Raw genomic sequence first — 23,117 nt, 5'->3', positions numbered from 1 at the left:
GATGTTTGCCGTACCCAATAGCGTAATAAGCGGCAAATTTTAAAGGAAAACACTCCATGGCGAACACCGAACAAAGTCACGACATTGCTGGCAATATCGCGCGCAACTATATCAACTCGCCAATCACGCCACTGTTTCTGATTGCCAGCTTTTTGATTGGTATCTTTGGTGTGATTTTCACGCCACGCCAAGAAGACCCCCAAATTTCCGTGCCTATGGCCGATATTATCGTGCAGTACCAAGGGGCTTCTGCGAAACAGGTTGAAGCTTTGGTTTCAGAGCCTTTAGAGCGTTTGCTTAAAGAAATTGATGGCGTCAAACACGTTTATTCGGCCTCTATGCGCGGTCAGAGTTTAATCACCGTTCAGTATGAAGTCGGTGAAAACATGGAAAAAGCACTGGTCAATCTGTACAACAAAATGTCGTCCAATGCCGATGTGGTTCCACCAGGCGTCAATCGCCCAGTAATCAAACCCAAAGGCGCTGATGATGTCCCAATGATCAGCTTTACCTTATCATCCGACACTCTGGACTCCGGACAATTGCGTCTGCTTGGGCTAGATGCTCTGCAATCACTGGGTGCCATTGACGGAGCATCGCAAGGCTATGTTATCGGCGGGGAATCAAACGAAATCAAAATTCAAGTTCTGCCAGAGAAACTGGCCGGCTATAACATCTCCTTAACCCAAATCGGGCAAGCAATTCATGCCGCTAACAGTGAAATCGAAACCGGTAATATTGAAGCCAACCAACAGGTCTTCACGGTCTACACCGGTGATTTCTTAACCAATGTCGAAGACATCGGCAACTTAATTGTCGGGATTCAGGACGGCGCCCCTGTCTATGTGCGCGACATCGCCAGCATTGTAGAAACCAACGCCGATGTTACTCGTCAAGTGAACTACTACACCGGTCAAGGTTACCAAGGGGAACGTCCTGCTATTGACGGTCGCAATGCCATCACCATCGCTTTAGCCAAAAAACCAGGTACCAATGGTGTCAGTGTTGCCAATGAAGCGATTGAGAAAATGGAGTCGCTGAAAGGGGTGATTATTCCTCCGGAAGTGGACGTCAGCATCAGCCGTAATTACGGTCAGTCCGCCAACGATAAAGTGAACAACCTAATCTTCAAATTATTTATCGCTACGGGTGCCGTCACCCTGTTAGTGTGGATGTTCCTTGGATGGCGTGCAGGAACGGTTGTCGCGATAGTGATTCCTTCAGTCATTCTAACAACCGTCTTTATGGCATGGATTTTAGGCTTCACCATTGACCGAGTCAGTCTATTTGCCTTGATCTTCTCAATTGGGATCTTGGTGGACGATGCGGTGGTGGTGCTGGAAAACATCTATCGTCGTTGGCTTATCGCCAACAATACAGAAACCTCAACGTCGGTTGAAGCGGTTGCAGAAGTGGGCAACCCGACGATTATCGCTACCCTAGCCGTAATTGCAGCACTGATGCCAATGGCCTTTGTAAGCGGCATGATGGGGCCATATATGGCACCCATTCCAGCACTTGGCTCAGTGGCTATGTTTATTTCACTGTTTGCCGCTTTCGCATTCACCCCTTGGCTGGCGATGCGCATTAAACCAAGCATGAAATACCTGCACAAAGCGGAAGAAAAAGAACATCAACAAAGTGCCAAATTTGAACGCTTTTTCCGCTGGATTTTAAACAGTCTGTTAATTGGTAAAGTGAAAGGCTGGGGCTTTTTGGTTGCCATTATTGCCGCTTTTGGTATCTCGATCTTCTTGATTTATGAAACCTTAGTGCCAGTCAAACTATTACCATTCGACAACAAACCTGACATGAGCGTGGTAATTAACTTCCCAGAAGGCACTGCCCTGCCGGTCACGGCAAACTTAACTCATGAATTGGTTAAGTCATTGCAAACCATTCCAGAAGTCAAAACGATGGAAAGCTATGTTGGCACAGCCGCGCCTTATGACTTTAACGGATTAGTGCGCCACTACTACTTGCGTCAAAACCCTTGGGAATCAGACATCCAACTGCATTTGGTTGGTTTAGATCAACGCAACCGTTCAAGCCATGAAATCGCCGAATTGATTCGTGAACAACTACGACCAATTGTGGCGCAAACCCCTGCGACCATCCAAATCGTTGAAATGCCTCCAGGCCCACCAGTACTGCAAGCTGTGGTCGGTGAAGTGTATGGCCCGGATAAAGCAACTCGTCAAGCGACCGCGCAAGCCTTAACCGATGTGTTCAACAGCGCAGACAACTTGAGTGATGTTGATAACTTTATCTCCAGTCCGCATCAGTCTTGGCGCTTTGTCATCGACAAGCAGAAAGCCTTAGAAAGCGGCATCAGTGTGGCCAATATCAACCAAACCTTACAAATGGCCATGGGTGGCTACCGACTAGGCGACGTCAAACAAGGTTTTGTCCGTGAACCGACTTACATCACACTTGAAGTTCCGTTAGATGTGCGTGTCGAATTTGCACGCCTTGGAAGCATTCCAGTGGTTGCCGAGAACGGCAATAAGGTGCCGCTTTCTGAACTGGGTCGATTTGTTCTTGAAAATGAACAAGGGGTGATTTACCACAAAGATTTGAAACCGGTTGAGTACGTCACCGCTAACGGCATTGGACGCTTAGGCGCACCAATTTACGGAATGCTAGAGGCCCAAGCGATTATCGACAACAGCGAATCACTAAACGGTTTAAAAGGCAATTTCATTAACCGTCCTGAAGGGGTTTCTGAACCTGGCTTTATGTGGGCAGGTGAATGGACAGTCACCTATGAAACTTTCCGCGATATGGGCTTAGCCTTTGGGGTTGCGCTGTTAATTATCTATATGCTGGTGGTTTGGGAATTTAAAAACTTCTTAATCCCATTAATTGTAATGGCTCCAATCCCGTTAACCCTAATCGGCATCATTCCTGGGCATTGGATTATGGGCGCGGAATTTACCGCAACATCGATGATCGGCTTTATCGCCTTGGCAGGGATTATCGTGCGCAACTCCATTCTACTGGTGGACTTTACCCGCCAAGAAATTACACACGGGCATCCAATCACTGAAGCGGTTATTCAAGCCTGTAAAGCGCGTACCCGTCCAATCATCATCACCGCTGCCGCTCTGGTATTAGGATCAAGCGTTATTCTGTTCGATCCAATTTTCCAAGGGATGGCAATTTCGTTGATGTTTGGTGTCGTGGTTGCCACGGTGCTTACGCTAGTGGTTATTCCGCTGGGTTGCGTCAGCGCGAGCGCCGCTTTCAAAAGCTACCAAGTCGTAACCGCGATGCCTGAAGCGCCGCTTGCACCGGTTGCTCCGGTCGAAAAAACCGAGGACAACACCCCTGAAAGCATCGTGCAAAGCAGCGATCCGCACCCAGAAGCACTGGCTCATGCACAAGATCGTGAACAACGCTTATCCGATTCGGCACAAGCCGCGCAAGAAATGACAATGCCAGTCAGCGAACAAAACACCATAGATTCACCTGATAAAACGAGCGACCCTTTATCAGACCATGCAGGTTTGCAACACGGCTCTAATCGCCAATCGCTTAGAGCTAAACAAGCCGCTAAAACCCACCTAAAGGAAGAAAGCGATGAAATCTAACTTACTTAAATTAACGATTAGCAGCCTGATTTGCGGTAGCGTCATTTCGGGTAGCGCGCAAGCACAAAACTTCTGGCCACAGCCAGAAAGCGCCTACCAATCGACGATTCAATCGCCGCAGTGGATTGACGCGAAAACCCAACCTGCTCAGACCGTTGCGGTCCAAAACGTCCAACGTCCAGCAATGCCGGTTATGCAAACTCGAGTTGCTAATTATCCACCAAACAACGGTTACTACATGCCGGCAAATAATGCGCCAAGCTATCCGTTTCCGCAGACCCATATTCAACCTGTGCAACAGAACGTAGCACCGAGCTACGCGCCGCAGCCACAGGTTCAAGCTGCGCCACCAGTAATGCCTCCGGCTTACAGCTACCCAAACAATATGGCTGCACCGCAAGCATTCCCACAACCATATGGTTATGCGCCTCAAGCGCAATACTACCCACAACCGGCTCCGCAACAAATGCCGCCAGCAGGCTACGCACCTTATGGTTATGCGCCCTATGGACCAGGCTATAACCAGCCAAATCAAGCTTGGAATAACGGTTGGCCAAACGGCAATGTTGTGCCATTCGGCAACTGGGGCAATATGGACATGGGGCACTGGAAAATGCCTAGCATGAACAATGGCCCTTGGAATAATGCTCCCTGGGGAAATAACACGAATCGTAATAACAATACGCCATGGAATAACTGGATGCCAAATATGAACGATATGTCGATGCCTAACTTCGACATGCCAAGTCCATCATTCAGCATGCCAACCATGGGAATGCCAGGTATGGGCGGCATGCCAGGAATGCCTGGTATGGGAATGCCGGGCATGGGCTGGTAAGCACATAAAATTAACAACCATTTTAACGACTTGGCGCGTTTGTACTCACGCATCAAGTGCAAATATTTAGAGTACTTTTTTAGGAGAATGAAACAATGAAATTAACAACAATCGCATTAGCTACCGCTGCATCTGCTTTCGCTTTAGGTTCTGCACAAGCAAACTGGGGCGGACCTTGGGGCAACAACCAAGGACAAGGCGTACAACAAAGCCAAGGCCAGGGTCAAGGACAAGGTCAAGCGCAAGGCGCTCAACAAGGTCAGGGTCAAGGACAAGGTGAAGGTCAGGCAAAAAGTGAAGGCCAAGGTAAAGCAAAAGGTTCTTTCAACTTTGGTTTTAATGCTGAATCTGATATGCAAGGTCAAGCTGATGGTCGTGGCCAAGGCAACCAAAACTATAACGGCAACCAAAATTACAACGGTTATGGCAATGGTTACGGAAACGGTTATGGCTACGGTTATGGTCAACCAATGTGGGGCGCACCATACGGTGGCATGCCTTACTACTACCCACCACAACCAATGCAAATGCAGCCAATGCCAATGCCGCAAATGACTATGCCACAAATGCAAATGCAGCCAATGCCTGCCCCCCACATGGCACCACAAGCTGCTCCAGCTGCAGCACCAGCTGCGCAACCTCAGGTTGAAGCGAAGCCGTAATCCGGTCATTTAAAAGCAGAGATAAGTCAAATTCCTTGGCTTATCTCTTTTTTTATGCGTTCTACTTTCCCCAACCGATTGCTCCAGTCGCTTGCGGAAAGGGGTTTGTCCGGCACTAACACCTCAAGGAGAGACTATGCCACTCATTCGCGTCTTACTTAATAACAGCTTCTGGATAGCACTATTGTTGCTGTTTGTTGCACTCTATATTTTCTATAACACTCCGCCAACCAGCACGCAGACCATAGAAAACTCAGCACCGACTCTCCCAGCCGAAATCCGTGTCGCGCCAAGCAATTTAGCGTCTCAGCAAAGCGCTGCGACTCCTGATAGCGAGCTCAAACCCGACGTAAATTCCGTTGCGCAAACCACTGCAGCAAACGACAACCTACAGAACGAAAACGCCACTCCGCCGATTGCAGAAGAAGCCTCCCCTTTAATCGAACCCTCCATTGCCGAAGCCCCGATCTTTCCCGGCGATGTTGAGATGGAACAAATTTTAGAAAGCGATTCATCTCCTGCAAACAGCACTGCGCAAACCGCTGAAATTTTGCCAAAACAGCTAACACCGGCTGAGTTGCAACAACAAATCCAACTGCTGTTACAACAAGCGCGGATCGCCGTGGAACAAAACGACCTGCAAACCGCACAAAACCGCTATACGCAGTTATTGCAAATACAACCTAATGCCAATCTACTCGGTGAAATCGCTAATCAACTATACCGTCTGGGATATCACGAAATGGCAGAATATGCATGGGTTGAGGCATTCAACTTTCTATTGTACGAACAGCGCCCACAAGAAGCGCAGCAGCTCAGCGCACAGTTACGCAAGCTTGCGCCACAAGCCTATCGCATGATTATTCAGCAACACCCACAATATTCCGCTACGCCACGAGCGATGCAACCAACTTATCCTGCCTACCCCAGCCAAAAGCCGGAAATGCAGAATAATGGACAATACTATGGTGTGCCTTACACCCCGAACACACCACAACAATAAAAAAACAACACTAAAAAATAATATTTAAGGCTTCGCTATGAACACCAACTCCGAACAACTGGCTGATCTACAGATCCAACAAGCAAAAAATTTAGATAAATTGGCACAGACCATGACTTACGGCATTCGCCGTTGGGAAAAAGTCATTTATCCGATGATGGTCGCATTCATCGTTTTGGCTATTTACGGTTTCTACCTGATTTACAACGTCACTCGAGACATGAATCAAATTACTCAAAACATGACCGCAATGACCGGTGCCGTTGTGGATATCACCAAAACACTTGACCAAAAAATGAATCAAATTGATCATCAGATGGGTGCAATCAACATTCATATGGATAAAATGAATCAAAACATCCGTGCGGTTCCCAACTTAGACAAAAACATCGCACAGATCACCAGCTCGATACAAGAGCTAAACCAACACATACTCACAATGAGCGATAATATGCACCAAGTAAACCAAAGCATGACACAGATGAATCAATCGGTTTACAGCCTAAATCATGCCGCGACCCGCATGAGTGGTAATTTAGGTGAACTCAATCGCAACATCTCGGTTCCGATGGGCACGTTTAACTCGATGATGCCATGGTCTTTTATGCAAAATAATCAAAGACCCACGCCAAACTACTATGCACCCGCACCACAAGTTCCCGGCGCCCAGCCACAATCGTCAGCACAGGAAAGCCAATAAATGACTCCCAAAGAGCGTTACCAAAAACTTGAACAGCTGCTTAGCCGCGAAAATCCGGTATTACTGAACATTATCCAAAGCTACAAAGATTTGGATAAAGTTGGACGACGTACCGGCCTGCTCAACAAAAATCAGTCCTATGCCGAACAGATTTCTTGGTGGCCGCTGATCTCAGTTTTGGGAACTTTCTCTGCCGGAAAATCCAGTTTCATTAATCAGTACATTGGCAAAACCATGCAGGCCACAGGCAATCAAGCAGTGGACGATAAATTCACGGTAATTTGTCATGGCAACGAAGATGACGTCACCACCCTCCCAGGGCTGGCACTGGATTCTGATCCGCGCTTTCCGTTTTACGGCATGAGCCAACAAATCGATAAGGTGGAACTCGGTGAAGGCAGTCGCATCGACAGCTATCTACAACTCAAAACCACTAAAGCTGAGCATTTACGCGGCAAAATATTAATTGACTCACCGGGGTTTGATGCCGATTCGCAACGAGATGCCACCCTGCGCCTAACCAATCACATTATCGACCTGTCTGATTTAGTGTTAGTGTTTTTTGACGCTCGCCACCCTGAACCAGGGGCAATGCGTGACACCCTTCAACACTTGGTCGCCTCAACCCGCAAACGCCACGATTCTGACAAAGTACTGTATATCCTTAACCAAATCGACACTGCGGCGAAAGAAGACAATCTTGAAGAAATTATTGGTTCATGGCAACGCGCCCTCTCATCCGAGGGGCTGATTGGCGGAAACTTTTACGCCATCTACAACGAAGCCGCCGCCAATGCGTTTTCCAGCCAAGCAATCAGCGAACGCTTTCAGCGCAAACGCGATAACGACTTGGCTAAAATTATTCATCGTATGGACAAAGTCAGCGTTGAACGCAGCTATCGAATTGCACGCGCGCTGGAAAACATCGCCAACGATATCGAACAACAGCAAATTCCACGCATTCAGCAAGAACTGCAAAAATGGCGTTCACGCGTACTGCTAACCGACGCTCTTGTCTTTAGCAGCTTGGCGGCACTCATTAGCTTTAGTCTCTCCACGTTTGGTGCCTTTGAGCAGCCAATCAGTGAATGGCCAATTGTGGCTGCCATGCAGACCTCAAGCTTGCTTGGCAGTTCGGTTGCTGTGGCACTGTTCTTATCGGTATTTGCTGTGCATCACAGCGTGCGCTACAAACTTGCGCAGTGGCAACAAAAAAGTTTACACAAGCAAGGATTGGTTAAAATCGCAAATGGTTTAGCGCATAGCACCCGTTTTTGGCGTGGTATGTTTCACACGGCACCGCGTGGTTGGAATTACGGCTCTCGTAAACTACTAAATAAAATTAGCAGCGCATCAAAAAGCGCCATCCAAAAACTCAATGACCAGTACACCAACCCTTCAGGCAACGATAAAGTACCTTCAAGAAGCACGGAACCGACATTTGAAAAAAATTCGGACACACTCCCAGCCGACACCCCTCTTAGCGCAAAATAATTCGCTGCTTTGGTTTTTTATCAGGCAAAAAAAACCGGCGGGAACGCCGGTTAAAAACCTAAATTAAGAGGTCAAAAAAATTGAGACCAAACCTTACATTAAATCAAAGGTTTTGCTGATGCCAATCAACAAATAATTCTTATCTTTAGCACCCGCATTATTCTGACCAATCACCGCATTTGCGGTCAAATCCAAACCGTATGCCAAAGTACGCGCATAACCGATATCAAAATACCCCACGCTATCCGAGAAGGACTGATCTTCGTATCTGCTCAAACCGTAAGTCAAAGCGATACCACTTAGGTATTGATCTAAATCGACCGTCAATGACATATGGTTATAGTTCTGATTATCTGCCGCGGTACGATCTAAACCAAAATCAACATCAAAGGTTGCAATATCATAACCAACCGCAAAATTCACTTCTTGAAACGCATTAAAACGGCGATTTTTACTGCCAATGCCATCAACATAGTTGTAATTGGTGTAAGCCACATCAAAATCAAAAGCTTGCAGCTTACCGCCCCAACCAACGTAAAGATCGTACTCTTGCTCGCTAGAATCGACATTACTCGCCCAAATACCTGCGTAAACCCCATTGCTGTTTTGATAATCAAGACTGCCTTGCAACGCTGGATAAGCGCCATCGCTCTGCTCAACACCACGGAAAACATAGTTACTGACCGCACCAATTGTGGCACTCATGCCAGCATCTGCCTGAGCAACCGAGCTAGCACAAACAGTCGAGGTACCAACCGCAAGGGCCAGCGCAAAAGAATTAAGCGTAAATTTCATAAAGGTCTCCAAAGTTACCGGCTTAAATAGTTGCGCAGCATATCTAAACACGAGACAAACCGTCTGTCGCAAGGCTATTTAAAATCAAAAGGTTAAGAATTTGTAAAACTAAAAACGCAGCGATTCTAAGGAAACACAGAATAGATCCCGATTGACTTCAGCGCAAGATCACCTGTTTTTGTCAGGTCTAGGCATGACTGGAAACAGCCGCCTTGCTCAGCTAAACGCTTCAATGCCTAAAGCCATTTAGACTTGTTCTGTGTCTACCTAAAGAAATGGCTAGAAGAAAACTAGCGGATTTTACAGACTTTGGTGCAAAGCTTGCACCAAATTTCAGAAAAAATTATTGCTGATTAAATGCCTCAATCTGCTGACTGGCTTGCTGTAAATGATCCGACAACCCTTGCTCTAGTTGCCGAAATAACGCAACCAATGCCTCACCTTTCGGCGTTAAGACACTGCCACCGCCGGACTTACCACCTTGCGCTTTTGCAACCAACGGTTGCTCGTAAATCTCATTGAGCTCATCCACCAACTTCCAAGCTTTTTTATAAGACATTCCCATCTCTTTGGCCGCTTGATTCATCGAACCGTAACGAGCGATATTCTCCAATAATTCGACGCGTCCAATGCCGATAAAACTCCGGTTCTTACCTTTAATCCACAAACGTGCGTGCAACCAATCCGAATAAGCTCCGCCTGGAATTTTATCCTGCTCAGCCAATTCAGCGGCTTGACTGGCGCCCAGCGCAGCAGTTTTATCAGCCAAAAGCGTCATGCGATTCCCTAACCTTTAATCCAATACAAACATCCAAGAAGACACAAAATAAGTGCCAAAGCGTACAAATCTTATCAACAATTACCGAAAAGATTGACAATCTTTTACGGACTTAGGAGGATATAGCCACCTTTGTCGATAATTTACGGCAAAAAATGCAAATATGTGAAAATTCGCAGCGTTACTTCGGCAGCGCACGATTCAATAAAGGAAAACACATGAACGTTGGTTTATTAGATCGCAGTATTCGTATTGTTTTAGGCGCAGCTTTGATTGCTTTGGCCTACTTCGACATCATTGGCGTTTGGGGTTACATCGGTGCAATTCCGTTGTTCACCGGACTGGTCAAATGGTGTCCGCTTTACACGCTACTTGGCGTGCAAACCTGCCCAGTACACGCGCACATCAAATACGAAAAATAATCGATTCAAGCCGCTAATGTCATACCATTAGCGGCTCTCCACAACGAAAAGCGCTCATGCAAAACTCTCCTCATATTACCCTTGTCTGCGGCACCTTAGGCGCTGGAAAAACCACATTACTGTCACACCTTTTTAGCCAAAAACCCGCCACGGAAAACTGGGCAGTGATTGTCAACGAATTTGGTGCCATTGGCATAGACCAAGCGATTTTACAAGCCAAAGGCGCTGTGGACATCCAACAAATTCCGGGCGGCTGCATCTGCTGTAGCGCACTCGGTGAACTACAAAACCAACTGCAACAACTGATTGATAGCAATCGTTATCAACGTATTTTGATTGAACCAACCGGCCTAAGCGAAGTCGATTCTCTCGTCGATATGATTCGCCAACTCAATCTACACAACCCAGTACAACTGGATAACATTATCTGCGTCTTAGCCGCAGATGAAGTTGACGCCTCGCGGTGGCACACACAGTTAAGCTGGCAAAATTTGGCCAATATGGCCGATATTTTAGTGTTCAATAAAACCGATCTTTGCTCAACAACACAACTTGCTCTGCTGGAACAACTCGGCGCGCAACTCTATCCACCCAAACACCAATTGCTGTTTACCCAGCAAGCGCAACTGCCTTTGGCGGCGCTGCAGAGTGCCAGCCGACCAACTCAAGCGTGGGTATTTTCTCCCAGCGTTCAACCAAAATTCGGTTTAACCGCACAGAGCCAGCACTTCATCCAAACTCAAACACAATCACTCTCTTTTGAACCGCATCCAATGCTACAAGACTTCCAACTCCAAACGTCTGCAGAAACGCTTAGCATTGGCTGGCGTTTTTGTGAACAAGCCGTTTTCGATTGGCGCGCCCTGCAAATGCTGTTTGAAAGCTTACAACAACCAGCACACGGCACCCTTCTATTACGCATGAAAGGCGTCTTTCGAGTCGGTAAACCTTGGATGCTCTTTCAATGGCGTAACCAACAACTGAGTCGTGAAATCATCGCCTATCGGAACGACTCACGCGTCGAGTTTCTGTTCACCCCCGTAACGCAAGAGGACCCAAGTCAACAAGCGATTGAAATATATCAGAAATTACTGAATTGTCTGCAAGTCCCTGCCTAGCTGGTCTCAAGAATAGGCAAGTTTTTTTCAACAAAAAAATGGCGTAATTACACTAGTTTTTTTTTAAAGTAAATAAAAAAAATTTTCTTTTTTTCTATGCACTATTCACAAAGTTATCCACAGATTTATTCGCCGCAAAAAGGCCGATATATTCAGGGCTTAGCAACACTGTCCACAGGTGTGTGGATAAAAAATTGTGAATTATCCCCAGACTCTTAACACTTGCGGCAAAGGCCATTTTCCACTATATTCTGTGCAGCATTGCCAATAGGCAACTACATATAGTAGGCTTTAGCAAGAAGCACACAGGCAATATAGGCCATTTATTTAACACAGCATTACCTAAGTAATCGCTAAGCCTATGAAATACCAATTAAATCCGTCAATCGCATAAATTTTACGCAGCGAAATTTATACACAGGTTAAAAGATCCGTCCATGAGCCAGCCAAATATACTTGTCACCAAACGCAACGGCACTACCGAGCCAATCGACCTTGAGAAAATCCATCGTGTGATTAACTGGGCCGCCAGCGGCTTGGAAAATGTTTCGGTTTCCGAGGTGGAACTGCGTTCGCACATCCAGTTCTATACCGGCATCAAAACCGCCGATATTCATGAAACCATCATTAAATCGGCTGCGGATCTGATTTCGGAAACAAGCCCAGATTATCAACATCTGGCCGCACGTTTAGCGATTTTTCACCTGCGTAAAAAAGCGTTTGGTCAGTTTGAACCGCCGCACCTGCAAAACCATATCGAAGCGATGACCGAACGTGGCGTTTATGACCGTCAAATCATTCAGGACTACAGCAAGGACGAGCTGTCTGAATTAAATGACTACATGGACCACGATCGCGATTTAACCTTTAGCTACGCGGCAGTCAAACAACTGGAAGGCAAATATTTAGTACAAAACCGTGTGACCAAGCAGATTTACGAAAGTCCGCAGTTTATTTATATGCTCATTCCGATGTGCTTGTTTGCTCACTATCCGCCAGCCACACGAATGCAATATGTTAAAGATTTTTATGATGCGGCATCGTTATTTAAGCTATCGCTCCCCACCCCTATTATGTCTGGGGTGCGCACGCCAACTCGTCAATTTAGCTCTTGTGTGTTAATCGAATGTGGCGACTCACTGGACTCAATAAACGCAACCTCATCGTCGATTGTGAAATACGTTTCGCAACGTGCCGGTATCGGCGTCAATGTTGGTCGCATCCGCGCACTGGGTTCAGAAATCCGTGGTGGCGAGGCGTATCACACTGGAATGATCCCGTTTATCAAACACTTCCAAACAGCGGTTAAATCTTGCTCACAAGGCGGCGTGCGCGGCGGTGCGGCCACGCTGTTCTACCCTATTTGGCATTTAGAGGTTGAATCTCTCGTCGTCTTGAAAAACAACCGAGGGGTTGAAGAAAACCGTGCACGTCATCTTGATTACGGTGTCCAAATCAACAAGTTGATGTATCAACGTATGTTGCAAGGCGGTCTTATTACCCTATTCAGTCCATCGGACGTTCCAGGACTGTATGACGCTTTCTTTGCAGACCAAGCCGAATTTGAACGTCTGTACAGCCTCTACGAAGCCGACTCGAGCATTCGTAAAAAGCAGGTTAAAGCGATTGACTTGTTTACCCAAGTTGCTCAAGAACGCGCGCAAACTGGGCGTATTTACATTCAAAACGTCGACCACTGCAATACGCATAGCCCGTTTGATGCCAAAGTAGCACCGGTTCATCAATCGAATTTGTGCCTAGAAATCGCCTTACCAACCAAACCATTGAACTCAGTCGAAGATCCAGATGGTGAAATCGCACTCTGTACACTTTCGGCATTCAACTTAGGTGCATTGGAAAATCTTGACGAATTGGAAAAACTCTCGGATTTGATTGTTCGCGCACTCGACAGCTTGCTGGATTACCAAGATTATCCCGTTCCTGCAGCACACCGCGCCAGCATGGGACGCCGCACTCTGGGTGTCGGCGTCACCAACCTAGCCTATTACCTCGCGAAAAACGGCACCAAATATTCGGACGGTTCTGCAAACGGATTGGTGCACCGCGCATTTGAAGCCATCCAGTACTACCTACTGAAAGCGTCGAACAAACTAGCCGCAGAACTGGGTACCTGCGAATATTATAATGAGACCACCTACTCGCAAGGTATTTTGCCGATCGACACCTATAAAAAAGAGCTTGATAGCGTTTGTAATGAACCTTTGCACCTGGATTGGGAAAGCCTGCGTGCCGACATCAAAGAGCACGGCCTGCGTAACTCGACCCTGACCGCGTTGATGCCTTGCGAAACGTCTTCGCAAATAACCAACTCGACCAACGGTATCGAACCACCGCGTGGCTTTGTCTCAGTAAAAGCCTCAAAAGATGGCATCCTAAAACAAGTTGTACCCGGCTTTAAAGAACATCGCCAAAACTATGAACTGCTGTGGACGATTCCAAATAATCAGGGCTACTTGCAGTTAGTGGGCATCATGCAAAAGTTTGTTGACCAAGCGATTTCCGCCAACACCAACTATGACCCAGCCAAATTTGATGAAGATAAAGTACCGGTCAAACTGATTCTGCAGGACCTGCTGTATGCTTATAAAATGGGCTTAAAAACGCTGTACTACCACAACACTCGTGATGGTGCCGATGATAACCACGAAGACGACGGCTGCGCTGGCGGAGCTTGTAAACTGTGATTGTGACGTCTTAAACATTCAACAATTATTGATCCCTTATAGCGATACGAAAAAAGCCCCCAAAGAATTAATTCTTTGGGGGCTTTTTGTTATCCGTCATGCCTGTTCATCACTGTATAACAACACCTTTAAAATCGCACCACATATAAACATTTAAGCACCAATTAAAACCAAAAAAATTCTAAATTACAGTAAAACACCCCTTTAATTACAATTAACCAATTGATTTAAAACACTTATCCAACATTAGGCACAACTAAAGCTTTAAGTAGTCGTTACGGTTTTTAATCTTGCACTATCTTAGGAGACTTTCCAAAATGTCGATGCTTCACAAGAATTTTAAAATTGGCGCACTCACCCTCGGGCTAATCACCGCTGGATTTGCACAGGCCGCAGATACGATTAAAGTTGGCGTACTGCACTCCCTTTCAGGCACCATGGCGATTTCTGAAACGACGCTTAAAGATACCGTTTTAATGCTGATCGAAGAGCAAAACAAAAAAGGCGGTGTATTGGGTAAAAAACTCGAAGCCGTTGTGGTTGATCCAGCCTCTGATTGGCCGCTATTTGCTGAGAAAGCGCGCGGCTTAATTGAAAACGACAAGGTCTCTACCATTTTCGGTTGTTGGACATCGGTTTCACGTAAGTCGGTATTACCGGTCTTGGAAGAACTCAAAACGCCGCTGTTCTATCCAGTACAGTACGAAGGGGAAGAGTCCTCTAAATATGTATTCTATACCGGTGCTGCGCCAAACCAACAAGCCATTCCAGCAGTGGATTATTTAATGAACGAGGTTGGCGCAAAACGCTGGGTACTGGCCGGAACAGACTATGTTTATCCGCGTACCACCAACAAAATCCTCAAAGCTTATCTGATGTCCAAAGGCGTTGCGGAAAAAGACATTATGATTAACTACACCCCTTTCGGGCATTCAGACTGGCAATCTATCGTTTCAGAAATTAAATCATTTGGTTCAACCGGCAAGAAAACAGCCGTGGTCTCAACCATTAACGGGGATGCCAACATTCCTTTTTATAAAGAATTGGGGAACCAAGGACTTTCTTCAGAAGACATTCCTGTCGTCGCTTTCTCGGTGGGTGAAGAAGAGCTATCTGGCTTAGACACGAAACCTCTAGTCGGTCACTTAGCCGCTTGGAACTACTTCCAAAGCGTGGAAGCCGATGCGAACAGTGAATTTATCGAAAGCTGGAAAAAATTCGCTAAAAACGATAAACGCGTCACCAATGACCCGATGGAAGCCACCTATATCGGCTTTAATATGTGGGTAAAAGCAGTTGAGAAAGCAGGAACAGATAAACCAGACGCCGTGGTCGATGCGATGATTGGTATTTCAGTCCCCAACTTAACAGGCGGCTATTCCTCAATGATGCCAAACCACCACATTACCAAACCGGTATTGATTGGTGAAATCCAAGAAAACGGTCAGTTTGAAGTGGTCTCGTCAACGCCGGGCTTAGTGGTCGGCGATGCGTGGTCAGATTTCTTACCGGATTCAAAAGACTTAATTTCTGATTGGCGTGCGCCACTAGAGTGCGGTAACTACAATGTTAAAACCGCAAAATGCTCTGGTCAAAACTTCTAATCTCGTTTAATCCAAGCCCAGTGATCGCACTGGGCTTTTTTGTGGATACGACCTATGCTTATACGACTACTCACCTTGAGCTTCTTGATGCTGCTCACCCAGACAACTTGGGCGCAAAGTATTAACGACGAACAACTTCGTTCGGAGTTGCAACAACTCACCAATGCAAAACTTAGTACCAACGAACGCGTTATCACCGGACTAAGCGACCAAAACCACCCACGATTAGAGGCAATTTTTAGCGCCTACTTAAACGACAATCTTTACTATGTACAAAGCACGAAACAACTGATTATATTAACCAGCAATCAATCGCCTTATTCGGCATTAGATGCTTATACCGCTGATGCACTCAACCCTATAGACGCTGCACTCATTAAAAAGGTGCGCAGCAAAAACAAAATTCGGCAAATGCTCCGCGCCGCCATCTCTAAGCTGCAACTGACCGATGCCAATCCGGAAAAACGCTTGCTCGCCGCGCAAAATATCCGCAGCAATGCCTCGGAAAATGAACGACTTCTGATTGAAAACGCCTTACAAAGCGAAACCAATGAAACCATCCAGAACATTCTACAAGAGACGCTGTTAATCCTAAAAGTCAGTGACGACAAACAGAGTAAAGAAGAACGCCTAAGTGCAATTACAGAGCTCTCCGACGCTCTAAGCAACGAAGCGATACAAGCTTTACTGCCCTTACGTGCGAAAAATTCACAGGGCGAATTTACCCAAGACATTGAACTGGCTAACGCCGCCGATAAGGCGATCAAAACCATCGAATTTCATCGTGACCTATGGAGCCATGTGGAAACGTTCTTTTTTGGTTTAAGCATGGGCTCGGTACTATTACTTGTGGCAATCGGTCTCGCGATTACTTTCGGAGTCATGGGCGTGATTAATATGGCGCACGGTGAGATGATTATGATTGGTGCCTATACCGCTTTTGTGATGCAACAAATCATGCCCGGATTTATCGCGCTGTCCATTTGGATTGCTATTCCCATGGCATTCCTGACCGCCGCACTGGTCGGCATCTTGATTGAAAGACTGGTCATTCGCCATCTGTACGGCCGACCGCTGGAAACCCTGCTGGCCACTTTTGGTATCAGCCTGATTCTGCAACAGTTAGCGCGCACGATTTTCTCGCCGCTTAATAAAGAAGTCATCACGCCGGAGTTTCTTGCCGGCTCGCTGCAAATCAACGACGCGCTTTCCATCACCTACAGCCGTCTGTATATCGTCATTTTCTCGGTAATTATTTTCTTGGCCGTGCTATACATCATGAAATACACCTCGCTGGGTTTACAGGTGCGCGCGGTCACGCAAAACCGCCAAATGGCCAAAGCCATGGGCATTAACACCGACCGCATCGACATGATTACCTTCGGCCTCGGTTCAGGACTGGCAGGCATCGCCGGTGTCGCGCTGTCGCAACTGACCAACGTCGGCCCGAACCTTGGGCAAGCCTATATTATCGACTCCTTCATGGTGGTGGTTTTCGGCGGCGTCGGCAACCTTTGGGGCACCTTCATCGCCGCTTTCGCACTGGGCGAGCTGAATAAATTCATCGAGCCGTGGCAAGGTGCGGTTCTCGCCAAGGTGATTATCTTGGTACTGATTATTCTGTTTATTCAGAAAAAACCACGCGGCCTCTTTCCGAAAAAAGGCCGAGATGCGGAGGATTAATGGATGAGTGCGACAATGACTGCAACACAAAAACGTACCCCAGTACTGGTCAAACTGCTGGAACATGACCGCGGTGGCAAAATAACCATCAGCTTACTGATTCTGACCGCTATTTGGGTCAGCATCGCCAACTTAGTGATTCCGCCGGAATCGTTGTTTCACATCTCCGCTTACGGTGTCACTTTGCTCGGCAAATACTTCGCCTTCGCACTGCTGGCGCTGTCGTTGGATTTAGTCTGGGGCTATCTCGGCATTCTCAGCCTCGGCCACGGGGCTTTCTTTGCCCTCGGCGGCTATGCGATGGGCATGCATCTGATGCGCGAAATCGGCGATCGCGGTGTTTACGGCGATCCGGTTCTGCCCGATTTCATGGTGTTTCTAAACTATCAAGAACTGCCATGGTTCTGGTACGGCTTCGATAACTTCTTCTTCGCCATGCTAATGGTGATGTTCATTCCCGGGCTCTTGGCGTTTGTGTTCGGCTGGCTGACTTTCCGCTCTCGGGTCACCGGAGTGTATCTGTCGATTATCACCCAAGCCCTCACCTTTGCCTTAATGCTGGCATTTTTCCGCAACGACATGGGCTTTGGCGGCAACAACGGCCTGACCGACTTCAAAGACGTGCTCGGCTTTGATTTACAGTCCGACAGCACCCGCGTCGGCCTGTTTTTAATCACGGTCTTCGCACTGATTGTCGGCTATTTGATTTCACGCGCGATCATCACCTCCAAACTCGGCCGCGTGGTCATGGCGGTTCGCGATGCAGAATCGCGCGTGCGTTTCATCGGCTATCGAGTCGAACACTTCAAACTGTTTGTGTTTGTGGTGGCCGCGATGATGGCCGGCGTTGCCGGAGCTTTATATGTGCCGCAAGTCGGGATTATCAACCCGGCGGTGTTTTCGCCACTGTTCTCCATCGAGTTGATTATCTGGGTTGCTATCGGCGGGCGCGGTACTCTGTATGGCGCAATTCTCGGCGCGGTGTTGGTCAGTTTCAGTAAAACCTATTTCACTGGCGCTTTCCCGGAAGCTTGGCTTTATGCGCTCGGTGCGCTGTTTGTGCTGGTCACCCTCTTCCTGCCAAAGGGGATTTCCGGCATACAACAACAACTCAAGACGCAAAAATGGGTTAAAAAATTCACGAAGGAGAAGGTCAATGCAGCTTAGACGCGAACCGCAACATGGCCTAGAAAACGTCAAACTGGGCGACACTTTGCTCTATGTGAACAACATCAGCAAAAGCTTTGACGGTTTTAAAGCACTCAACAACCTCAGCTTAACGGTGAACGCCGGCGAACTGCGCTGCATTATCGGTGCCAATGGTGCCGGTAAATCGACCATGATGGATGTGATTACCGGCAAAACCAAACCTGATGAAGGCACGGTCATTTTCGGCAACGATATCGACCTGTTAAAAATGGACGAACCGGCCATTGCCAAAATCGGCATCGGGCGCAAATTCCAAAAGCCGACGGTCTTTCCGAACCACACGGTTTGGGAAAACCTGGAACTGGCAATGGAAGCGGACAAAGGCGTTTTCGCCACCCTGTTCGCCAAAATGAGTGGCGCACAAAAAGACAAATTAGAGCAAACCATCGAACTAATCGGCTTGAAAGAACAACCGAATTACCCTGCCGGCGCCTTGTCGCACGGTCAGAAACAGTGGCTGGAAATCGGCATGCTGCTGATGCAAAACCCGAAACTGCTGCTGGTCGATGAGCCGGTTGCCGGCATGACGCCGCAAGAAATTGACAAAACCGCCGCACTGCTCAACTCGCTCGCCGACGAGCATCATCACTCGGTAGTAGTGGTGGAACACGATATGGAGTTTGTGCGCTCGATTGCGCGTAAAGTCACGGTGCTGCACGAAGGCTCTGTGCTGGCGGAAAACAATATGGACGCGATTCAAGCCAACGAAGATGTCCGCCGCGTGTATCTTGGAGAATAACTGATGATTGAAATTGCCAACCTGAACCAATTTTACGGCGAAAGCCATACGCTTTGGGACATGAACCTAAACGCTGAACCCGGCAAAATCACCTGTGTCATGGGGCGCAACGGCGTGGGCAAAACCACGCTGATGAAAAGCATTATGGGCCTGCTGCCGTCTTCCGGCTCGATCAAATATCAAGGCAAAGAACTGATTGGTATTGCCCCGGAAAAGCGCGCCGAAATCGGTATCGGCTATGTGCCGCAAGGACGCGAAATCTTTTCGCAACTGACGGTCGAGGAAAACCTGAAAATCGGCCTACTGGCGCGCAAAGACAAGGTTAAAGAAGTTCCGCAACGCATCTATGAACTGTTTCCGGTACTCAAAGAGATGTTGCATCGCAAAGGCGGAGATTTATCCGGTGGACAGCAACAGCAACTGGCCATTGGCCGCGCGCTGTGTACCAACCCGTCGATGCTGATTCTTGACGAACCCGGCGAAGGCATTCAACCGAACATCGTGCAGATGATCGGCGAAGTGATTCAAAAACTCGCCAAGGAAGAAAACTTCACCATTTTATTGGTCGAGCAAAAGCTGCCCTTCTCGCGCAAATTCGCCGACCAATTTGTGATTATGGAGCGCGGTCGCGTGGTCGCCGAAAATACCATCGACCAACTCACCGACGAAGTGGTCGAACAATATCTATCGGTTTAGTGCCTTTCAAATCGAGGCGGCATTTAGAGGCCGCCGTTTTCACTTAGGCGATGCGCAACACCCCTTTGCCTTCAATACCGAAACGCTCTCTAAGCATTTGTGCATCATTGCGCAACCCTACTTTCAGCTTAAAGACCGAGGCGTAGTTTTCCAAACGAGCCTTGCTTAAAGCCACCCCGTTGACTAAACGGAAAATATCCACTGCCAAGAAATCCAGTCCTTGCGCTTGCAGTTGCAAAGCCAGCTGCTGCGCCTGCTCGGAAAGTACCTCGCCAAGCATATCCCATTCGCAAACCGCCGATGCTTTTTCCCAAACCAAAGCGCCGTATTGCTGCGCCAGAACAAAATCATTGGCGAGTTGCTGGCGCAAGGATTTATTCAATTGCGGACAGGCCGTCTCACCGGCATCGACCAGTGCATGCAGCGCATAAACCGCGGCTTGGGCGTGGGCGCGAACATCGGCGCGGGAAAAGGCGCGCATCGCCGCTCTTTCCGAGGCCGCACGTTCGACGGTGTTTGCAACGGCCGTCACCGCTTGGGCTAAGACAGTGGATTGAACTGTGCGCGCGGCAAACTCAGCGCAGCGTGAAGCGGTTCGCAAATTCGGAATGCCGTTGAAATTCTGCTGGGGGTTAGTCCCGCTCAGACAAAGCGCCCCGAACCAAGCAAAACGCTGATGCAATGGCATGGGATAGCGGTCGGTATCGCCGGCCATTAAAAGCGTGCTGATTAAGGCGCTGCGATAAGCGCACCAAACGATTGCTGACGGCTCTAGGAGTGCATAGTCGTCTTCGCAGGGTAGTGACGGTTCTTCCATAAACCCTCTCCTCATTGTAGTAGTGACTTCGTATATTCGTATAAATCTATATAAATTATATTTGTGTGATCTGCTTGATTAGCAAATTCTATATTAGTGTTTTTATAGCATAAAAATGCGCCGACCGATGCAAAAATAAACTGCTTGAATGCAAATTTATCTGCGTTACTATTTTTTACAGGGTGATTTTTCAGGGCGGAGGCATTGTCGCCATCGCCCAGAGTGGACTAAATGAACAAGTAAGGAACGACTGAATTTTTAACAGCATTGAATATTCGATTATCAATGGCAACTTAAGAAAGTAACAAGAAGCTGCCCACGCCCATCGAAGTTGCCCCCATAACGGCATAGCCGCCTCTAAGCAATTTTTGCGATTGCATCAGCCGTTTATTGACTAGCATTAAAGCAAAACCGAAGACCACAAAAATAATCGCCACACCTAAAGTAAAACTGACAATCATCATTGGCGTGACCGCTTGCTCGGAAAGCGCCGCCAGCGAGACCAGCATGCCGCGCGCACCACCGATCCCCATTAACACACCCAAAGTAGCCGCTGCGATCCAACCTTTTTTGGTTGTCGCTCCCGATTGACGAGCGTGCTCGTGAGACTTTCCGTACCAAACATGAATATGTTCATGCCCATTATGCGCGTGCTGACCAACATGAATACGATCCGCCGCAACCAAATACAACAGATAAGCACCCATCACTATCAAAAGAGAAACAGCAGCGATATCGCCCCAAGCCAGTAGCGCCTCAGAGAGATTGAATTGCTGCAATAAGAGCGCAAACAGATACAAACTCACGCCATGCCCGATGGCAAAACCGAGCGCCACCTTAAACACACGAGCGCGTTCACGGCCAATCGAGAAATCGGCAATTGCGGTGAGGTGATCCGGCCCGAAGGCGTGCAACATGCCATAAAAAAAGACGATGACGAATCCGGCTTCCAACATCACAGCATCCCTTTTTTAACGATAAACTCGACGACTTGCTCCATCCCCTCTTGTGTTTTCAGATTAGTGAATACATAGGGCTTATCGCCGCGTTGAAGCTTGGTATCGCGGTCCATCACACTCAAATCCGCCCCGACATAAGGCGCTAAATCGGTCTTATTGATAATCAGCAGATCGGAATGGGTAATCCCCGGCCCGCCTTTGCGCGGCAGCTTGTCGCCGGCGGCAACATCAATCACATACAGCGTCAAATCCGATAATTCCGGGCTAAAAGTGGCACTCAAATTGTCGCCGCCGGATTCGATAATCACCATGTCCAAATCGCGGAATGTCTCCTGCAACTCTTCAATCGCGGTGAGGTTCATCGACGCGTCCTCGCGGATGGCGGTATGCGGGCAACCGCCGGTTTCCACGCCGATTATGCGCGCCTCCTCCAAGGCACCGGCGCGAATCAAAATCTGTTGGTCTTCTTTGGTGTAAATGTCATTGGTCACCACCGCGATGCTGTATCGGTCGCGCATCGCCTTGCAAATCATTTCCGCCAAAGCGGTTTTGCCGGAACCGACCGGACCGCCAATCCCTAAACGTAATGCTTGTTTCATTTGTCTCTTCCTTTGTTATTTTTATGAACGGAACAGCCGCGAATATTGCTGTTCATGTTGCGCGCTTAAAATCGCAAAATTCGGCAGGCTCATGCCAACCAGATCATCCGGCAAGTCGATCGCCCGTTGCACCGCGTCCAAAATCGGCTGATCCATCCGCAACATCAACTGCTGCGCTTGCGTCTGCCCGAGCGAGCAAAGCTTCAAGAGCGCAGCAATCTGATTTTCCATCCACCCCCACGCAAAAGCGGTAAGGCTATCTTCTAGCGAAATTTGCCAGTGCTGGGCAAAACGCGCATAAACGATCGGTAGGGAGTTTTTACGCGCAAAGTTATCCGGTAAAGGAATTTCGAGCGGCGCGGCAAGGCGAATTAACGCCTGCGCTAAATGCGTGTCTTCTTGCAGAAGTTCTGCGGTTTCGCGCAGCGCACGGCTGTGGGCGATTAGGTCTGTAATCGCCGCAAAATCCTCGGTTTGCCAAGCGTGATAGGCGCGCACCAGCAAGGCCAAATCGTTGGGCACCAGCGTATGCCGCAACAGGGTTTGCAGCCAGTGTTGCGCTTGCTGCGCATCGGCCACCAAACCTTGCGCCACCGCCGCTTCCAAGCCCTGCGAATAGGCATAGGTGCCGATCGGCAGACTCGGGCTATTCAACTGCAAGAGTCGCAACAATTTCTGTTGCTGTGCAAAGGCCGACGACATA

20 protein-coding genes are annotated in these 23,117 nt (G+C 48.0%); 14 read left to right on the top strand and 6 right to left on the bottom strand.

Features of this window, described 5'->3' with window-relative positions; genetic code table 11:
* The first annotated feature begins 56 nt into the window (after window positions 1–56).
* From HRR27_RS02880 to HRR27_RS02855, 6 genes are all read left to right on the top strand, one after another.
* Window positions 57–3,593: an efflux RND transporter permease subunit gene (locus HRR27_RS02880; protein ID WP_173270662.1), complete on the top strand. Its 3,537-nt coding sequence runs from the start codon at window positions 57–59 to the stop codon at window positions 3,591–3,593.
* Window positions 3,583–4,431 (top strand): hypothetical protein, encoded by an 849-nt coding sequence (locus tag HRR27_RS02875; RefSeq protein WP_173269049.1) that lies wholly within the window; start codon window positions 3,583–3,585, stop codon window positions 4,429–4,431. Before HRR27_RS02880 ends, HRR27_RS02875 begins: the two co-directional genes overlap by 11 nt.
* A gap of 95 nt (window positions 4,432–4,526) precedes the next feature.
* Complete coding sequence (locus HRR27_RS12905) at window positions 4,527–5,093, top strand: hypothetical protein (protein ID WP_173269047.1); 567 nt, start codon at window positions 4,527–4,529, stop codon at window positions 5,091–5,093.
* Between the two features lie 136 nt (window positions 5,094–5,229).
* Window positions 5,230–6,096 (top strand): hypothetical protein, encoded by an 867-nt coding sequence (locus HRR27_RS02865; protein ID WP_173270659.1) that lies wholly within the window; start codon window positions 5,230–5,232, stop codon window positions 6,094–6,096.
* A gap of 37 nt (window positions 6,097–6,133) precedes the next feature.
* The gene (locus HRR27_RS02860; RefSeq protein ID WP_173270656.1) at window positions 6,134–6,796 is read left to right on the top strand and encodes a DUF948 domain-containing protein; all 663 of its coding nucleotides are present in this window, start codon (window positions 6,134–6,136) and stop codon (window positions 6,794–6,796) included.
* Entirely contained in the window at window positions 6,797–8,290 is a 1,494-nt protein-coding gene (locus tag HRR27_RS02855; protein ID WP_173270653.1) for a dynamin family protein, read from the top strand.
* A gap of 93 nt (window positions 8,291–8,383) precedes the next feature.
* On the opposite strand, the gene HRR27_RS02850 is transcribed toward HRR27_RS02855, so the two are convergent.
* Window positions 8,384–9,085 (bottom strand): TorF family putative porin, encoded by a 702-nt coding sequence (locus HRR27_RS02850; RefSeq protein WP_173270649.1) that lies wholly within the window; start codon window positions 9,083–9,085, stop codon window positions 8,384–8,386.
* Between the two features lie 343 nt (window positions 9,086–9,428).
* On the bottom strand, window positions 9,429–9,863 hold the full coding sequence (locus HRR27_RS02845; RefSeq protein WP_173270646.1) for a winged helix-turn-helix domain-containing protein: 435 nt from the start codon (window positions 9,861–9,863) through the stop codon (window positions 9,429–9,431).
* Between the two features lie 218 nt (window positions 9,864–10,081).
* Here HRR27_RS02845 and HRR27_RS02840 point away from each other — a divergent pair, with 218 nt between their 5' ends.
* From HRR27_RS02840 to urtE, 8 genes are all read left to right on the top strand, one after another.
* Window positions 10,082–10,285: a YgaP family membrane protein gene (locus HRR27_RS02840; RefSeq protein WP_173270643.1), complete on the top strand. Its 204-nt coding sequence runs from the start codon at window positions 10,082–10,084 to the stop codon at window positions 10,283–10,285.
* Between the two features lie 56 nt (window positions 10,286–10,341).
* On the top strand, window positions 10,342–11,403 hold the full coding sequence (locus HRR27_RS02835) for a CobW family GTP-binding protein (RefSeq protein ID WP_173270640.1): 1,062 nt from the start codon (window positions 10,342–10,344) through the stop codon (window positions 11,401–11,403).
* A gap of 437 nt (window positions 11,404–11,840) precedes the next feature.
* A complete protein-coding gene (gene nrdA / locus HRR27_RS02830) occupies window positions 11,841–14,108 on the top strand; it encodes a class 1a ribonucleoside-diphosphate reductase subunit alpha (protein WP_173270636.1) in 2,268 nt (755 codons plus the stop codon).
* A 323-nt stretch (window positions 14,109–14,431) separates the two neighbouring features.
* Window positions 14,432–15,712, top strand: coding sequence for an urea ABC transporter substrate-binding protein (urtA, locus tag HRR27_RS02825; protein WP_341829827.1), 1,281 nt, complete (start codon window positions 14,432–14,434; stop codon window positions 15,710–15,712).
* A 54-nt stretch (window positions 15,713–15,766) separates the two neighbouring features.
* Window positions 15,767–17,395, top strand: coding sequence for an urea ABC transporter permease subunit UrtB (gene urtB / locus HRR27_RS02820; protein WP_197905428.1), 1,629 nt, complete (start codon window positions 15,767–15,769; stop codon window positions 17,393–17,395).
* A 3-nt stretch (window positions 17,396–17,398) separates the two neighbouring features.
* Window positions 17,399–18,562 (top strand): urea ABC transporter permease subunit UrtC, encoded by a 1,164-nt coding sequence (urtC, locus tag HRR27_RS02815; RefSeq protein ID WP_243830868.1) that lies wholly within the window; start codon window positions 17,399–17,401, stop codon window positions 18,560–18,562.
* Entirely contained in the window at window positions 18,552–19,343 is a 792-nt protein-coding gene (gene urtD, locus HRR27_RS02810; RefSeq protein ID WP_173270628.1) for an urea ABC transporter ATP-binding protein UrtD, read from the top strand. The genes urtC and urtD overlap by 11 nt, the downstream gene beginning before the upstream one ends.
* A gap of 3 nt (window positions 19,344–19,346) precedes the next feature.
* Window positions 19,347–20,039, top strand: coding sequence for an urea ABC transporter ATP-binding subunit UrtE (gene urtE / locus HRR27_RS02805; RefSeq protein WP_173270624.1), 693 nt, complete (start codon window positions 19,347–19,349; stop codon window positions 20,037–20,039).
* A 43-nt stretch (window positions 20,040–20,082) separates the two neighbouring features.
* Here urtE and HRR27_RS02800 read toward each other — a convergent pair whose 3' ends face one another.
* From HRR27_RS02800 to HRR27_RS02785, 4 genes are all read right to left on the bottom strand, one after another.
* Window positions 20,083–20,856 (bottom strand): hypothetical protein, encoded by a 774-nt coding sequence (locus tag HRR27_RS02800; RefSeq protein WP_173270620.1) that lies wholly within the window; start codon window positions 20,854–20,856, stop codon window positions 20,083–20,085.
* A 293-nt stretch (window positions 20,857–21,149) separates the two neighbouring features.
* Window positions 21,150–21,812: a hypothetical protein gene (locus HRR27_RS02795; RefSeq protein ID WP_173270617.1), complete on the bottom strand. Its 663-nt coding sequence runs from the start codon at window positions 21,810–21,812 to the stop codon at window positions 21,150–21,152.
* Window positions 21,812–22,414 carry an urease accessory protein UreG gene (gene ureG, locus HRR27_RS02790; RefSeq protein WP_173270613.1) on the bottom strand — a complete coding sequence of 201 codons (603 nt, stop codon included), beginning with the start codon at window positions 22,412–22,414 and terminating at the stop codon, window positions 21,812–21,814. The genes HRR27_RS02795 and ureG overlap by 1 nt, the downstream gene beginning before the upstream one ends.
* 21 nt (window positions 22,415–22,435) lie before the next feature.
* Window positions 22,436–23,116 carry an urease accessory protein UreF gene (locus HRR27_RS02785; protein WP_173270610.1) on the bottom strand — a complete coding sequence of 227 codons (681 nt, stop codon included), beginning with the start codon at window positions 23,114–23,116 and terminating at the stop codon, window positions 22,436–22,438.
* Window position 23,117 lies beyond the last annotated feature (1 nt).

It is taken from the genome of Thiosulfatimonas sediminis (assembly GCF_011398355.1).
Classification (GTDB): domain Bacteria; phylum Pseudomonadota; class Gammaproteobacteria; order Thiomicrospirales; family Thiomicrospiraceae; genus Thiomicrorhabdus; species Thiomicrorhabdus sediminis_A.
This window is presented reverse-complemented; position numbering and strand designations above follow the sequence as displayed.